The sequence below is a fragment of the Herbaspirillum sp. 3R11 genome, from assembly GCF_004563925.1.
Classification (GTDB): domain Bacteria; phylum Pseudomonadota; class Gammaproteobacteria; order Burkholderiales; family Burkholderiaceae_D; genus Herbaspirillum.
The window spans coordinates 178,896-193,370 of sequence record NZ_SPNJ01000002.1 but is presented as its reverse complement, the minus strand read 5'-3'; the positions used below and the strand labels follow the sequence as shown (position 1 = coordinate 193,370).

At 55.1% G+C, this 14,475-nt stretch carries 12 protein-coding genes and 1 pseudogene; 10 read left to right on the top strand and 3 right to left on the bottom strand.

The features are described from left to right. Positions 1-272 precede the first annotated feature (272 nt). From E4P32_RS09050 to E4P32_RS09020, 7 genes and pseudogenes are all read left to right on the top strand, one after another. The gene (locus E4P32_RS09050; protein ID WP_199525628.1) at positions 273-755 is read left to right on the top strand and encodes an NUDIX domain-containing protein; all 483 of its coding nucleotides are present in this window, start codon (positions 273-275) and stop codon (positions 753-755) included. A gap of 179 nt (positions 756-934) precedes the next feature. After that, positions 935-1,054, top strand: a pseudogene (locus E4P32_RS09045) (IS3 family transposase); the annotation flags it as partial. A gap of 821 nt (positions 1,055-1,875) precedes the next feature. After that, complete coding sequence (locus E4P32_RS09040) at positions 1,876-3,192, top strand: MFS transporter (protein ID WP_116434659.1); 1,317 nt, start codon at positions 1,876-1,878, stop codon at positions 3,190-3,192. Between the two features lie 46 nt (positions 3,193-3,238). Further along, entirely contained in the window at positions 3,239-4,240 is a 1,002-nt protein-coding gene (locus E4P32_RS09035) for a M14 family metallopeptidase (protein WP_116434501.1), read from the top strand. Positions 4,241-4,263: 23 nt separating this feature from the next. After that, entirely contained in the window at positions 4,264-6,078 is a 1,815-nt protein-coding gene (locus tag E4P32_RS09030; RefSeq protein WP_116434660.1) for a methyl-accepting chemotaxis protein, read from the top strand. A 113-nt stretch (positions 6,079-6,191) separates the two neighbouring features. Further along, positions 6,192-7,097, top strand: coding sequence for a LysR substrate-binding domain-containing protein (locus tag E4P32_RS09025; protein WP_116434502.1), 906 nt, complete (start codon positions 6,192-6,194; stop codon positions 7,095-7,097). A gap of 166 nt (positions 7,098-7,263) precedes the next feature. After that, entirely contained in the window at positions 7,264-8,355 is a 1,092-nt protein-coding gene (locus E4P32_RS09020; RefSeq protein WP_135008727.1) for a hypothetical protein, read from the top strand. Positions 8,356-8,590: 235 nt separating this feature from the next. Here E4P32_RS09020 and E4P32_RS09015 read toward each other — a convergent pair whose 3' ends face one another. Further along, complete coding sequence (locus E4P32_RS09015; protein ID WP_116434504.1) at positions 8,591-9,043, bottom strand: tautomerase; 453 nt, start codon at positions 9,041-9,043, stop codon at positions 8,591-8,593. A 94-nt stretch (positions 9,044-9,137) separates the two neighbouring features. Here E4P32_RS09015 and E4P32_RS09010 point away from each other — a divergent pair, with 94 nt between their 5' ends. Then, complete coding sequence (locus tag E4P32_RS09010; protein WP_116434505.1) at positions 9,138-10,106, top strand: helix-turn-helix domain-containing protein; 969 nt, start codon at positions 9,138-9,140, stop codon at positions 10,104-10,106. 177 nt (positions 10,107-10,283) lie between these two features. Here the strand turns inward: E4P32_RS09010 and E4P32_RS09005 are convergent, their stop codons facing one another. Then, a complete protein-coding gene (locus E4P32_RS09005; protein WP_233526646.1) occupies positions 10,284-11,702 on the bottom strand; it encodes a CapA family protein in 1,419 nt (472 codons plus the stop codon). 270 nt (positions 11,703-11,972) lie between these two features. Here E4P32_RS09005 and E4P32_RS09000 point away from each other — a divergent pair, with 270 nt between their 5' ends. After that, complete coding sequence (locus tag E4P32_RS09000; protein ID WP_135008726.1) at positions 11,973-12,410, top strand: hypothetical protein; 438 nt, start codon at positions 11,973-11,975, stop codon at positions 12,408-12,410. Beyond that, positions 12,410-13,393, top strand: coding sequence for a porin (locus tag E4P32_RS08995; RefSeq protein WP_116434506.1), 984 nt, complete (start codon positions 12,410-12,412; stop codon positions 13,391-13,393). The genes E4P32_RS09000 and E4P32_RS08995 overlap by 1 nt, the downstream gene beginning before the upstream one ends. Before the next feature lie 173 nt (positions 13,394-13,566). Here E4P32_RS08995 and E4P32_RS08990 read toward each other — a convergent pair whose 3' ends face one another. Then, positions 13,567-14,445, bottom strand: a complete 879-nt coding sequence (locus tag E4P32_RS08990) for a LysR family transcriptional regulator (RefSeq protein ID WP_116434662.1) — start codon at positions 14,443-14,445, stop codon at positions 13,567-13,569. Positions 14,446-14,475: the final 30 nt, after the last annotated feature.

Sequence of the window (14,475 nt, the reverse complement as noted above, 5' to 3'; positions counted from 1 at the left end):
CACGGGAAACGACGGAACGAGGCTCAGCTTAGTGCTATGACGGCAGTGAGTAGATTGCGGTTGGCGCAGCGAACCGCTGCCGCGGTGCATGCTGGTGATTTGTGATGGAAAACTGGGAGGCTACGCGTTCAGAGCATCTGGCGGGATAGCTAAATTCGGGGCGATTGCGAATAGTTAAAGATCGCATATATAAGAACCTGCAAAACACGGTGAACAATGAACCCATTGATTGCGCAATACCATCATCCGTCACTTAACTTTTGAAGAGAAAAATGCGGCAAGAACCACAACCTCAACACTGCTTGCGAACTCGCTGTTCGGCTCGCCTGATTGTCATGGACGCGACGCAACGCATTCTTTTGTTCAGATTTGAGCACAAGACGGGGCCGTTGGCGGGGCAGGAATATTGGGCTACGCCCGGTGGTGGGTTAGAGCACGGAGAAAGCTACGAACAAGCTGCTGTTCGGGAGTTGCGTGAGGAGACCGGTATTGCGATGCTCCCGCCTGACTGGTACCTTGCTGAGAGACGGTTCACTTTGCAGCTCCCAGACGGCGAAAATGTCATCGCGGAAGAAAGATACTTCTTCGTCCGGACTTCAAACACGCATATTCGTGACGCTGAATGGACGTCAGATGAAAGGCAGTTCATAGTGGAACACAAGTGGTGGTCCTTGGAAGAACTTCGATCAACAGACGACATCGTCTGGCCGAACGAACTACTCAGTTGGGTTCGTGCGATATTAGAAATGGATTGAAGTCCATCACTACCAGAAAAGGCTAGATTGAAGACTGTGACAAGAGCCGGCTGAACGGTAGCTGTATTGGCGCCTACATGGTTAGCTGGTGCTTTTGGCAAGAACGTCGGAGTGCCGTCAAATGGCTGTACATACCGCAGGCCCTTGATAGCCAGGTAGGTTAGCCGAAAGGAGCAACTGCGACGTCGGACGTGTTTGAGTACATTGAAATGTTCTACAACCCGATTCGCCGGCATGGTTCCGCCGGCGACCTATCGCCTGTAGCGGCTGAGAAGCGCTACGCGCTAAATGATTCGTGAGTGCCTACTAAAAGCTGCTCGGTCTTGTCCTTAAAAAACTGCGAATACTCATTCAGACGGATTGGCGAGTACTCCCGCAAACTCTCTGACTGGTTGAAGACCGAAACGATCACTCACGCTAACATCGTCATACGTTAAGCAGCTCTATTTGGAGCCTCAAACAAATGAGGTATAGCAGGTCATGCAATCGAGCCGCTGATTTCGCCACACGCTTTGAGGTGGATCAACTAGCGATAGGCAGATCAGCGTGGGCTAGCCCTGTCTTTTTCGGCAGAATGATGCCGGTTCATCCGCTTAGCTTCGTCCCTTGCAAGCGTATCCCTCACCCTCCCGATTCAGGATGGGCTGGCTATATTCCTGAAGCATACGCGTCATGCCAATTCGGCAATTTGAGATCGGCTGCCGTCTGCATATACTTACCTGCCGCGTGAGCATGCAAATTTGTCAAATCTGTCTTACCCGCGACTATATTTGAAGACGCAGATGACTTCCTCTTGGTAAACGAAAAAACTGCTCTGCGCACATCCGCCGGCGCCAATACTTTTCGTGGGTTTCAGGAGCTGCCGTAGAAAAACGAATTTTTTCAGTGGGATCTATTGGTCGCAACGCATGCGCTCCTTGAGCGGCAACACGCTCGCCGACGGTGGCTAAGAAATAGCACGCTACGGTGCCGAAACGGCACGGGCCGTCGTCTCTGCTTCTATACACTCCGCTTCGTTAAGACTGGTGCCAACGCCGTATCGCCATACGTGCCGTTGATTTTTCGTAACCAGCGGACATTGAGGAGATAAATAAGTATGTCAATCAACACCGGTACGTCCATGGTATGCGATAGCACACCAACCACCACAGCCAATGTCCGTAGCGCACATTGGCGCGAAATTTTCGCTGCAAGTATAGGAAACGCGCTCGAATTCTACGATCTGTTGATTTATGGTTACTTCGCGATCATTATCGGCCAGCTTTTCTTTCCGGTACATGACGCAACGACATCATTGCTACTCAGCATGGGTTCGTTCGGAGTCTCTTTTTTGATGCGCCCGCTGGGCTCAGTCGTGCTCGGTAGCTATGCGGACCGCGTTGGCCGAAAGGCCTCATTGACGCTCTCCATCGGTCTTATGATGCTGGGTACGGCGATGACCGTATTTGTGCCGACCTATCAACAGATCGGCATCATGTCACCAATCATCATTATCATCGCACGGATGACGCAGGGCTTCTCCAGCGGCGGTGAGTTTGGTGCGGCGACCGCTTTCATGGTGGAACATGCGGACGAAAAGCGGCGCGGATTTTTCGCAAGCTGGCAGATGTCCACACTCGGACTGGCGACGGTGCTGGCCGCCGGCATTAGCGCATTGCTCAGTTCGTGTCTAAGCGCGGTACAGATCAGCGAATGGGGCTGGCGCGTCGCCTTTGGCGTTGGATTATTGATCGGCCCTGTGGGGTTGTATATTCGACGCTATACCGATGAAACCACCGATTTCAAACAGCTTGGCTCAGAGCAGAAAAGCAAGTCTCCGTTACGTGAAGTGTTTGCGAATGACTGGCATAACATGCTGCTGGGCGGCGGTGTTGTGGCCGCGGCGACCTCGTTCAATTATGTTCACAAGCTCTACATGCCGACTTACGCGGTGGCGCAATTACATCTTTCGGCAACGTCATCGTTTGTAGGTGCGCTGCTTACCGGGCTGGTGCTCATGGTCTTGGCACCGTTGGTCGGCGCTCTGGCCGATCGTTACGGTTACGTCAAAATCATGCTGGCGGCATTAGTGCTGATCGCAGTCACAACCTATCCTCTGTTTGTCCTACTCAATACCTGGCCAACGGTAACGACATTTCTTCTCGTGCAAGCGCTCGTGGGCTTGCTGATCGCGGCCAGCCTTGGCGCCTTGCCCGCGCTTCTTGCCGACATTTTCCCGACGCATACGCGAGGCACCGGGTTATCGATCAGCTACAACTTCTCGGTGACGCTGTTCGGTGGATTCGCACCGCTCATTGTGACGTGGCTGATCGGCGTCACGCATAGCAAGCTGGCGCCGAGCTTTTATGTGATGGCGACCGCGGCACTCAGCCTTGTCGCGATTGTCGCGCTCGCCCGACGCGCGCGCGCTACACGCGAGCTCATCATCGCGCCGTAATGAGCTCTTTTATGCCATTGCGCTTTCTCTATCCGGAGTAACACACATGCCTACCCTTACCGAAATTCGTGCTGCGCTGCCTGCTTATCCCATTGAAGTGCATTTTCCCGATATTTCACGATGGAAAAATGGCAACACCGGTATTGACTATGTCCACACCTTCGACAGCGGGGTCGCCGGCCCGCACGTGATGCTGCTGGCGCTGACGCACGGGAACGAGGTGTGCGGAGCGAATGTGCTGGACACGTTGCTCAACAAGGGGCTGCGACCAATCGCGGGGCGTTTAAGCATGGGCTTTGCCAACGTTGATGCCTATGAGCGCTTCGACTGCGACAACCCTGACACCAGCCGCTTCATTGACGAGGACATGAACCGGGTGTGGAGCGAAGCCGTGTTGAGTGGCCCGCGTGAAAGTGTTGAGTTGCGTCGGGCGCGGGCGATACGTCCATTTCTTGATACGGTGGATTTACTGCTGGATATTCACTCCATGCATGAAAGTTCTCCGCCACTGATGATGTGCGGGTCGCTGACGAAGGGAGTTCAACTGGCCAAAGCCTTGGGTTCGCCGGAGCATGTCATTATCGACGCCGGACACCCCAGCGGTACGCGGCTGCGTGACTATGCCCGCTTCGGCGATCGAGGTAGTGTATGCAATGCCTTGCTGGTTGAATCCGGCCAGCATTTTTCGCAAAGCAGCCATCTTGTCGCGCTCGATACGGCTTGCCGCTTTTTATTGCTGGCAGGCACCGTTTCCATGGAAGATGTAGAGCGTTTTCTGACAACGGTACGTCCACAGCGGCAGCGCTTCGTTGAGATTACCGAGGCAGTAGTGGCTCGCTCGATGGCGTTCACCTTTCTGCAGCCATTTCAGGGGCTTGAGATGATTGCAAGGGCCGGTACCGCGATCGCGCGCGACGAGGGCGAGCTAGTGCTGACGCCTTATGACCATTGCGTGCTGGTTCAACCGTCTTTGCGTCATTTGAGTCCAGGTGCGACGATGGTACGCTTTGGGCGGCTTGTTGATTCCAATGACCTGACAGAGTGCTAATTTCACCAGGGATGTTCATGATGATGACGGCTTCTCTGCGCATTAAGATTTTATTGATTACCTGTGCGACTGTCGCGGGTGCGTTGGCGGTGTCAGGGGCCACGACGTATAAAATAGTACAGGCCAATACCGTCGCATCGAGCGAAGCGAATCTGACTGCAATAGCCAACGGCAGCGCCTTGACAATCGCGCAGTGGGTGCAGGCCAAAGCCCACGCAGTCGAGGCTACTGCGGCCTCGGTTACGGCGGCCGACATGGCGCGGGCGGTAACGCAGATGGGGCAGACAAACGGCTTCCCGATTTGCACGCTGGGTTGGTCGGATAAAACTTTTTTTTCAACTAGCGGGCTTGCCTCGACTGACTTTGATCCCACGGTGCGCCCGTGGTACGTCGCAGCCATCTCTGCCTCCGGCGTCACGATCACCAAACCTTACGGGCACGTCACAACGAATGTCCCCTATGTTGCATTCACCGCGCCCATCTTGCGCGACGGCAAGGCAGTCGGCGTGTTGAGCGGCGCTGTCACGCTCGATGATGTGCGCGCAACCGTTAGCGCCATCCATCCGACGCCATCGAGTTTCGCTTTCGTCGTCGCACGCGATGGCCAGATCATCGCACATCCTGATACTGCATTTTCTCTAAAACCTTCGACCGACATTGCATCCGAACTGACGCCGGCGCTGCTGGCCACACTCGCTGGCAGCTTTGAGCCGCAACGTGTGAGGATCGGAGGCGAAGACAAGTTGTTGAAGGTCAGAGCGGTCAAAGGCAGCTATTGGTATCTCGTCGTTGCATTGGACCTGAAAGAAGCGACATCGGGATTGCGCAAGATGCTCAACACGCTGATTGGCGGCATGATCCTGCTAATGCTTGCCACGCTCGTGATTTCCTCTTTGTTCACCTCGCATTCCTTTCAACGTCTGCAACAGGTGCGCAATGCGATGAACGTGGTTGCCAGCGGCACGGGCGACCTGACTCACCGGTTGCCAGACAGCGGCAACGATGAGGTAGCCCAGATTTCTCGGGCCTTTAACGGGTTCGTTGACAAGATAGAAGCACTGCTATTTCAGATGCGCACCGGGGTGGAGACGATGCGCATGGCGACCGGCGAGATCGAAACCGGCAACCGAGACTTGTCTCTCCGAACCGAAATATCGGCCAGTGGCCTGCAGGAGACTTCCGCAGCACTGACCGAACTGACGGCGAGCGTCAAACAGTCGGTCGAAGCGACGATCGACGCAGGCCGCCTGGCGTCATCCACCAGTTCGATCGCCCAGCGCGGCGGAGACGTCATGCTCCAGGTCGTCAGTACGATGGAAGAAATTGCGCGCTCGTCGAAATCCGTGACGGAAATCATTGGCGTGATTGACAGCATCGCCTTCCAGACCAATATTCTCGCGTTGAACGCCGCTGTGGAAGCCGCCCGCGCCGGTGAAAACGGACGCGGCTTCGCCGTCGTCGCGGCCGAAGTGCGCACGCTTGCGCAGCGAAGCGCGACTGCCGCACGTGAGATCAAAGGTTTGATCGAGGCTTCGGCGGCGAACGTCATGGAAGGTACTCAGCGCGTAGAAACTGCAGGCGTGACGATGAGTGAGATCGTAGTCGCCATCAGCCGCGTGGCCGGCATTGTCGGGCAGGTCCAGCACGCGCTGAATGAGCAGAGTCTGGGCATTACACAGATAGACTCCAGCATCGCAGATATGGATCGCGCGACACAGGAAAATGCAGCGCTGGTCGAACAATCTGCTGCGGCGTCATCGCAATTAAACGAGCAAGCACAAGATCTGTTCAAGATGATCGCGCTGTTTAAGTTACGAGAGGCTAAACGGACGGAGTGATTCAGGTGCAGTCGATTCTGGCGGAAACAATGCGCTTGCCTGGCCGTCTCGCCATTCTGTGTTCCGCCACGTGCGGCCGATGTATCCAAACCGTCCTTCAAACGGAATAACACATGCAGATCAACTGGCTGGAGGATTTTGTCGAATTGGCGCGCACACGCAGTTTCACGCGGGCGGCGGCCAACCGTTTTGTTACGCATCCAGCCTTCGGGCGGCGCATTCGTGCACTCGAGCAATGGGTTGGAACGCCCCTGGTCGAGCGCTCCAAGCCCTTGGCTCTGACGGCAGCCGGAACGGTTTTTCTGGACGCCGCCGACGATGTCGTCAATATTTTGCACGATGCCCGGACCCAACTTCAGGATACGGTGCCACAGCTGGATAATCATCTGAGGATTGCTACCGGCAGAACGCTCGCAAGCACGTTCTTTCCGAATTGGTATCTGGATGCCACACAGCGCGTCGGGTTTTTTTCCACTGCAATGTCCACCAGCGGGGCCAATGAAGCCATCCTGCGCCTTGTCAGTGGTGAAGTCGATCTTCTGATCGTGTATGCAAGCCCGTTGACGCGGTTGCTCTTAGATCGGGAGCGTTTTGACTGCTTCCCGGTGGCACGTGAAAACGTGGTTCCGGTCAGTTCGCTGGATCATCGCGGTCGTGCGCGTTTCCGCCCCGCTGGAGGAGGCGAGCCGTTGCCGTGGCTGAGCTTTGCTAAATCGCAGGCTTTACGTGCGGTATTAGCGCGACATCTGGCGCAATTGCCGGTCACTCTGAACCTTAAGCAGGTCTGTCAATCCGATTCTTACGAATCGATCATGGAGCTGGCGTTACGGGGCGTCGGTCTGGCCTGGCTGCCTTATCGGCTGGTACAAGACGAGGTGAGTCGTGGCGGACTGGTTGTGGTGGGTGATTCGAACTTGCAGGTCAGTGTCGACATCACGCTTTATCGACAACGACATCGCTCCCACGCGGTACTTGACGCTTTGTGGAAAACGCTCGTCGACGGAAGTGCAGATAAATAGCACGCGACGACATGAAGCACTTCGATTCGACGGTTCCTTATTGCTGAAGCACCTCATCTGGCTTCGAATATGACTTTTCCGCCTCAGAAAACAAACAGTAAATTGGAACAACGTTATGTCTCATCGATATAAGTCTTGGTATAAATGTGCAGGAGTCTCCCACCTGTTGAACATCGTGCGCTACAACGTATTGATCACCTGCGCACTATTGAGCGCAAGTCATTACGCGCTTGCGCAAGAAACTCTGCGGCCCTGCAGTGATCCACCCAATGGAATTCCGCCAGGAAATTTGCCGTGGCTACCTTTCAACGCAGACAAAAATGCCTGCAATCAACTGGTTATTTTCCTAACTAGCCAGTCGACCAACGCGAGCGATCAATCCACAAAAATCGCCGCTTTTAAAAGCCGTAATTTGGTTGCCATTCGTCCTTACGACGAAAAGGAGGCCGGCACTCTCGATTTATCAGCGCCCTGGGATGAATCTGGTTCGATCGGCCCGGTCGGAGAGCTTTGGTGGGGCCGCCGAGGGACGAATAACTATCTGGTGGGACAAGAATCATATTACCGTTTGAGCAAAGGCGTGTCAGGCATGCTGCCTGCGGAACTGCAACAAGCGATGGAGGAGGGGCAAGTTGCCCTGGCGGCGTTAAAGGCACATCGTCCGGCTCCTCCAAGCCCGACGTTTGTTGACCGTTCAGGTTTGTTTTCGACGCCGAAGGCGATTTACAAGCTGAAGGCTGCTACGCAAGTCATCTTCTATGCTGGCTCGGGCGGTTATAAAAATGAAAAACCGATTGCACCAGGCACCATCCGGGAAGCGACTCTGGAATTGGACACGGCCACTCTGCAAGGAAAACTAATGTTCGTCTTGTTGATGGACGGCGTCGAGCGCAACTTCACCATCCCGGTAAAACGTAACATTGCCAAGGGCCAAAAGCCATTCAGCGTGGGAGAAAAATTTCGCTTACGGGCTGTCAGTTCACGCGATAGCGAGATCAGATGTTATGACGAAAGTCCTGAGCAAGGACACTTCTTCAGGGACTATAAAGCGGCTCCGAGTTGCGCATTTCCTGCCATGTCTCCCAGCAAAAAGAACGGCTATGAGTTCTACGATCTTTATGGTGCCTTTTTTGGAGATCATGCGAAATTCGCCGCAGTGCAAATTCAACTGGGTGTCGATAGTCCTTTGAGCATCGATATCCGGGAGCACGGAGGATATGCAGCAGGCAGCGTCATCGTGTTGCAACGATTGGATTGAATCCGTATCTTCTCTGACGACCGTCCCTGAGGGAGCGCGCACATAGCATCGGGTATTGAGAATAATGCTGATGAAGGAGTTCTACTCGCATCGTCCTGAACAACGTTTTCATTCAGATTTTATGAAGAACGACCGAATTTCGCGGGCGCATTGTTGCGCAACTTCATAGTGTACGAAATGCCCCGCATAGACAAAGTCAATGCTGAAATTGTCAAAGTATTCGCACGGCTTGGCCTTACGTCACCAAATGTTGGAGATGTTCGAATCCCGCCGCTTTGGAAAAAACAGGCAAGTTCCAGATAGTGCCATTGACTCCCCAGGAACCATCGGCTACGTCTTGCAGTATCACCGACGTCAAGAGCTGGCGTTTGTCATCATCCGGCAGTGCCTGCGTGAAAGCACCATGTATCAACTCGACATAGCGGTGTCTGGAGACCTCATCCAGCACCCCGGTCGGCAGATAAACCATTGCAACGCAAGGTAAAAACTCGGCAGTCACATCAGCGGCGCCACAAGTCCAGAGTCCTTGCTCCACTTCCTCAATAACAATCCAGCAAAAGAATCGTTTTTTTGGATCTGCCGGAATTTGTTCCGCGATGGCGGCGGCATGGTTGATGCGTTGAACTAATGTCGCCTGTGATTGACCGGAGAAAGAACCCTTTGGGATTTTCAACATAATGTGAGGCATAAACAGCTCCAGTGGTTTAGGTGTCGTGCAGTATGTCCGGAGAAACAGTAAGCTTCCAGTGTCTGTTTTGACTTTTTAAAGGCGTTTTAAGACAATGCGTGATTTCACTATCCTCGTTCTCCCCGGGGCCTATGCGACAAGCGTTGCGGTCACCCTGGACATACTTAATACCGCCGTCGCAGTGGCACCTCGCCTCAAGCTGAATTGCCCGACGTGGCGCCTCGTTTCACCACATCCGAAGTCCATACCGCTCAGTAGCGGACTGAGTGTAGGCGTGACACCGATGCCTGGAATGCGTGCTGACCAAAGTACCTGGATTGTTCCTGGCCTGGGTGTAGGGAGCGCCGGGGAGGTAGCAGAACGACTGGCGAACGATGATGCGCAACGTGCGATTCGGGCCATCCGGGCACACGGGACGAACGGGGGCTCGGTGGCAGCATCGTGTACCGGAGTTTTCTTGCTTCAGGCGGCACAGTTGTTGATTGACCGCCGGGTGACGACATCATGGTGGCTGGCAGCTCAATTACGCCAATTGGAATCACGCTGCGTAGTCGACGCAGACCGAATGGTGTGCACCGATGGCTCGGTAACCACCGCCGGAGCGGCCTTTGGACAAACCGATCTGATGCTGCATTTGTTACGGTCGCGTTTTGGAGCCCCGCTCGCAGACATGGTAGGCCGAGTGCTTTTGATTGATGGTCGCGAGGCGCAATCCCCCTTCATCGTTCCAATGATGCTGTCCAATGGCAATGATTTGATCACTCGTCTGACCGAACGGTTTGAATCTGCCTTGACACACCCGCCTAGCATGCCAACGCTAGCGGAAGAGTTTGCCATGTCGACCCGAACACTCTCCCGACACGTACAAGCAGCGACGGGAAAAAGCCCCCTGGCGCTGCTACAAAGCATTCGGCTAAATCGTGCCAGGATGCTGATTAAAACCAGCCGGATGACCATTGAACAGATCGCAGAGCAGGTAGGTTACGAGGATGCGACTGCACTGCGCAGGTTGATGCTGAAAGCCTTTGGGGCCAATCCGAGCAAATTCCGTTCAAGAAATTAAGTGGATCAATTTTCGGCGAAGATTTTTTCGAGCGCTTCAGAATCTTCAGCGGCTCACCATAGAAAGATGGATGAGAAACAGTGCTGGCCGATAACGCGACCGGATGAGAAGATATCGGCCTTCAGCCAGCTCAACTTTTGGGAAGCCTGTCGGATTCTACACCCACTCATCGTGGGATTAACTCGGGATACGTATGACTCCGATCCCCTTGTCGATCTCAATGATAGTTCCCAGCGGCTCTGACAGCTCCTTCAGGTGCGAGAGGATCCTTCTGGCGTCGTCGCCTTTGGCCAAATGCGGAATCCCACGGCTCGCATCACGACCGGCCCAGCCAAGTTCTACCGGGTACAACTGGATCTCCTTGACCTTGCCATGCTGGTCGAAGCGGCTGATCGCGACTACGCTTTCAAACCAGATCTGCTCCTTGAAAATCCAACTGACACGTCGCTCTTCCATAAACTCCGCCTTGGTCAAGCTGGTTGGATCCGTATGTGTTTTTTCGTATTCCTCTCGGGTGACGACGCTCTGGCTGTTATCCATGAAAAAGAAATTTCCAAGCGAATAGAAAATCGGCTTCCCCTTGTAGATCTCGATACCGCGCAACTGATGCGGACCATGGCCGATGAATTCATCCGCCCCCTTGTCAATGGCATCGTGCGCCAATTGGAACATGAAGTCAGGAGGTGCACTATCAAAATTTCCTGGTTGGTGATTGTGATTGGACACGATGACAAAATCCGAGGTTTGCTTGGCCTGCAAGACTTCTTTCAGGATTTCCTTTCGATCCTGCTCGTTCATCTTGAACGAGAAGGCCAATTCATTGCCGGCGCCAGGGCGAGAATTTGCCTGGTATTTGGTTTCAAAGAGCGTGACGGTATGATTTTTCTTATCAGCTTCCAGTACCGATTGTTCGACTGATCCTGCAGGTTGCATATCTCGTATCTGCGCCAGTTGTGCCAAGCGTTCCGGCGGCACCAATACATAGCGAGTGGTGTGCAAGGCATTGATGCCAGGGCGCCCCGGAACTTCATCAAGCGCGTCAATGGCAGGTTCCATCGGGGTGAAACTGGAAGACAGCGCGATAAGCGACACACGTCCGGCCGCTGTTCCGAGAAAACGTGGGGCGCGTGCAGCCGATAGATTTTTCCCTGTGCCGGCATGGACAATGCCAACCTTGTCGAGTACGGCATCGGTATCCAGCATGCCCTCGACGCCCCAGTCGGTGGCGTGATTGTTGGCGCGGCTGAGCAAATTGAAACCAAGCTCGCTCAAATTGGGAGGGACGGTGGTTGGTGTCACAAGCCAGCCACCTCCAGACAAGGCCTGGGGATGTCCTTTGAAATGCGCCATGTCGATGGCAGTTTCCTCGAAGTTGCCGAAGGTAACGTCGGTACTATGCAGGAGCTTCACCAAGTCCGGCGACTCGCGCTTCATCTGTGCTGCGATGGGTTGCGTGACGATCAGGTCGCCGACAGCGGCGACGCTGAATCCATTCGACACATACGCCTCCTGTAAAGGCGGCGCTGCCAGCGCCACGCTGCAATAACCAAAGGCCGCGACCACCGCCATTTTCATTGTTCCAAGTTTCATCGACATCCCTTTTTTCTATGAGGCTTCCCATAAGCCGAAGAAAGTATAAGCAGATGGATACCAGGCTCAAACTACCGAATTGGCATGGCGCATATGCTTGCAGGATATAGCTGGCGGACAGCTTCAGATTGCACGACCGGGAGTCGCCAGCGTATGCCTGGCAGGCATCCTGGTTATACGAAAACGGTATTTTCCACGTTGTCACGACGTGGCTATACTCGCCGTCAGCAAATGATAAAAGAGTGACCGGATGGACGTGCGGGGTGAGGCTCGGCCATGCAAAAAAATAAAGCAAAAGACGTGTTCGATGCGTCTGAGAAGCTGTGGAAAAAATTGCCGCGCAAGATTCGCAGCGATATAAAACTCCGACGAAAAAGTCGTCAGGAAAGTTACAGGACAATCGTTCTCCCGACCTTGGGTCGTGACGTCACGGCTGCGTACGGCTGCCTTGCTGCGCCGTTTTTTTACCTATCAATTGAATTCCCGGCCTTGCCGTGTCGCATCGGCATTATTGTCTGTGCGCCCCGTGCATGGCCGGACCTGAGCAATGTCCGGCGTGATGCTTCGCGGCGGGTTGCGCGGCGCGGCTCGCAAACCTTGCTGACCGACAGCGCGCTTCGTGTGTCGTCGCCGGACGTCTGCAAAGCACTCTGGTGCGGCATGTCATTGCACGCAAGTGCGTCAACATACTTTTCAATTTATAGGGGTGGTTAATGAATAAAACGCTAGTGGCATTTGCCGTGTTCGGTGCTTTCTCCGCCGCTGCTTCGGCACAAAGCAGCGTCACCATTTATGGTGTGGTCGACGAAGGTCTGGCGTATGAAAATGCCGGCGCCGGTGGCGCATTCCGCGTCGATAGCGGTTTGCAGAGCGGCAGCCGCATCGGCTTCAAAGGCACGGAAGATCTCGGCGGCGGGCTCAAGGCGAACTTCGTTCTGGAAAGTGGATTTTCCGCCGACACAGGCGCCATGGCAGCAGCCGGCGTGCTGTTCAATCGCCAATCGTACGTCAGCCTGAGCGGTAATTTCGGCGAAGTCAAACTGGGACGCATACAGACGATGGTGTATTCGAACTCGGCAGTGTTCGATCCGTTCAACGATACACTGGCCGGTGACTCGGCGCGCTTGTTCAACTACGGCGGCAGTCGCACCGACAACACCATCAACTATAGCTACAGCGCCGCCAACGGCATCAACGGTCAACTGGCGTACAGCGCCGGCGAAGTCGCAGGAAACAACAACGCCGGTCGCACGGTAGCCGGCGCGCTGGGTTACGCGGGCGGTCCGTTGAATGCCGTGTTGACCTATCAGAACACCAAGAACGCGACCGGCGCCGATGGCGCCAAGACAACGCTGTTGGGCGGCAACTATGCCATCGGCATCACCCAGGTGTTCGCAGCCTATGCGATCAACAAGGGACTGGCTGCGCTGAATACGCGCGATGCCCTGCTCGGCGTGAAAGTCAGTGTCACCTCGCGCGACGCGGTGCTGGCTTCGGTGATTCACAAGTACGACAAAGCCGTCTCGCATGCCGATACCACGCAGATCGCCCTCGGTTACACCCATGATCTGTCCGTGCGCACCAACCTCTACACCAGTATTTCGCGCATGAAGAATGATTATGCTGCGGCCTACAAGGCGACCGCCAACGGCAAGACGGATTTGCTGGCCAGCGTCGGCATTCGTCATAAGTTTTGATGTAGTTGCCTGTCTTGAGGAAACCCGGGCGTCAGAGCGTCCGAGATTCCGTGACATCGGCAGTGATGCGGCAGCGGTCACTGTCTTTCATCCGGCAATGCTTTGATGTTGCCGGATTTTTTTTATTCAAGCCGAGGCCCTGTGCCTGGCGCAACGACGGACGGAGCTGGCGCTCAATCCTCCATCGACCGGATGAACAGCTGCAGCAACGGCGAAGTATCATTGCGGCGAAACGCAAATTCGATGTTGTACGTGTTGGGCAGGTCGCTGTGACGGTGCAATGCCAGTCCCCCCGGGCAGTTGTAACGCGTGGCCTCCGAGATGATGGTGTATCCCATGCCGGTGGCGACCATGCCCAGGCGTGTGCCGACATCGCCGCTGACGTAGATTTGCTTGGGCGTCAATCCGCCTTGCTCGCACTGTCCCATGATGTAGTCGTAGTACACCGGTGAACGCGGCCGCGGAAACCAGATGCACAAGTCATCCTTCAACTCGCTCAGCCGGATCGGCGGATGCACTGCAAACCGGTGATCGCTGGCGAACACCAGGATCAGGCCGGCGCGCAGGATGTTGATGCTGTCGAGCTGGGTGTCGCCATGGTCGCGCAGCGACATGATGCCGCCATCCAGCTTGCCCTCCTTGATCAGCGACGGCTGCTTCATCGATACGCCCGGCTCCAGCACCACCGTAATTTCGGGATAGGCGTCGCGAAACTTGCGCAGACGACGCAACAGTTCGGGATGTGAGGTGTGGTACGGCGACACGCCGATGCGCAAGGTGCCCGACTGGCCGTTGGCAACGTTCAGGGCGCGCTCCTTGGCTTCATCGAGCTCACCCATCAGGCGCGTGACATCGGTAAAGAACTGGCGGCCGGCGCCGGTCAGCTTGGTGCCCTTGGTGGTGCGCTGGAACAGCGGTATACCGAGATGGTCTTCCAGGTCGTGGATCTGCCGGCTCAGCGCCGGCTGCGCCACGTTCATCTTGCGTGCAGCTTCGGCCACGCTGCCATGCGTGGCGACTGCAATGAAATAGCGCAGGTGTCTCAGTTCCATATATTCAAGCTTGTCCTTGAAGATCGATGC

Excerpts from the sequence above, each read along its gene's own strand:
- E4P32_RS09050 (WP_199525628.1), top strand. The coding sequence starts at position 273 with ATGCGGCAAGAACCACAACCTCAACACTGCTTGCGAACTCGCTGTTCG.
- E4P32_RS09040 (WP_116434659.1), top strand. The coding sequence starts at position 1,876 with ATGGTATGCGATAGCACACCAACCACCACAGCCAATGTCCGTAGCGCA.
- E4P32_RS09035 (WP_116434501.1), top strand. The coding sequence starts at position 3,239 with ATGCCTACCCTTACCGAAATTCGTGCTGCGCTGCCTGCTTATCCCATT.
- E4P32_RS09030 (WP_116434660.1), top strand. The coding sequence starts at position 4,264 with ATGACGGCTTCTCTGCGCATTAAGATTTTATTGATTACCTGTGCGACT.
- E4P32_RS09025 (WP_116434502.1), top strand. The coding sequence starts at position 6,192 with ATGCAGATCAACTGGCTGGAGGATTTTGTCGAATTGGCGCGCACACGC.
- E4P32_RS09015 (WP_116434504.1), bottom strand. The coding sequence starts at position 9,043 with ATGCCTCACATTATGTTGAAAATCCCAAAGGGTTCTTTCTCCGGTCAA.
- E4P32_RS09010 (WP_116434505.1), top strand. The coding sequence starts at position 9,138 with ATGCGTGATTTCACTATCCTCGTTCTCCCCGGGGCCTATGCGACAAGC.
- E4P32_RS09005 (WP_233526646.1), bottom strand. The coding sequence starts at position 11,702 with ATGTCGATGAAACTTGGAACAATGAAAATGGCGGTGGTCGCGGCCTTT.
- E4P32_RS09000 (WP_135008726.1), top strand. The coding sequence starts at position 11,973 with ATGCAAAAAAATAAAGCAAAAGACGTGTTCGATGCGTCTGAGAAGCTG.
- E4P32_RS08995 (WP_116434506.1), top strand. The coding sequence starts at position 12,410 with ATGAATAAAACGCTAGTGGCATTTGCCGTGTTCGGTGCTTTCTCCGCC.
- E4P32_RS08990 (WP_116434662.1), bottom strand. The coding sequence starts at position 14,445 with ATGGAACTGAGACACCTGCGCTATTTCATTGCAGTCGCCACGCATGGC.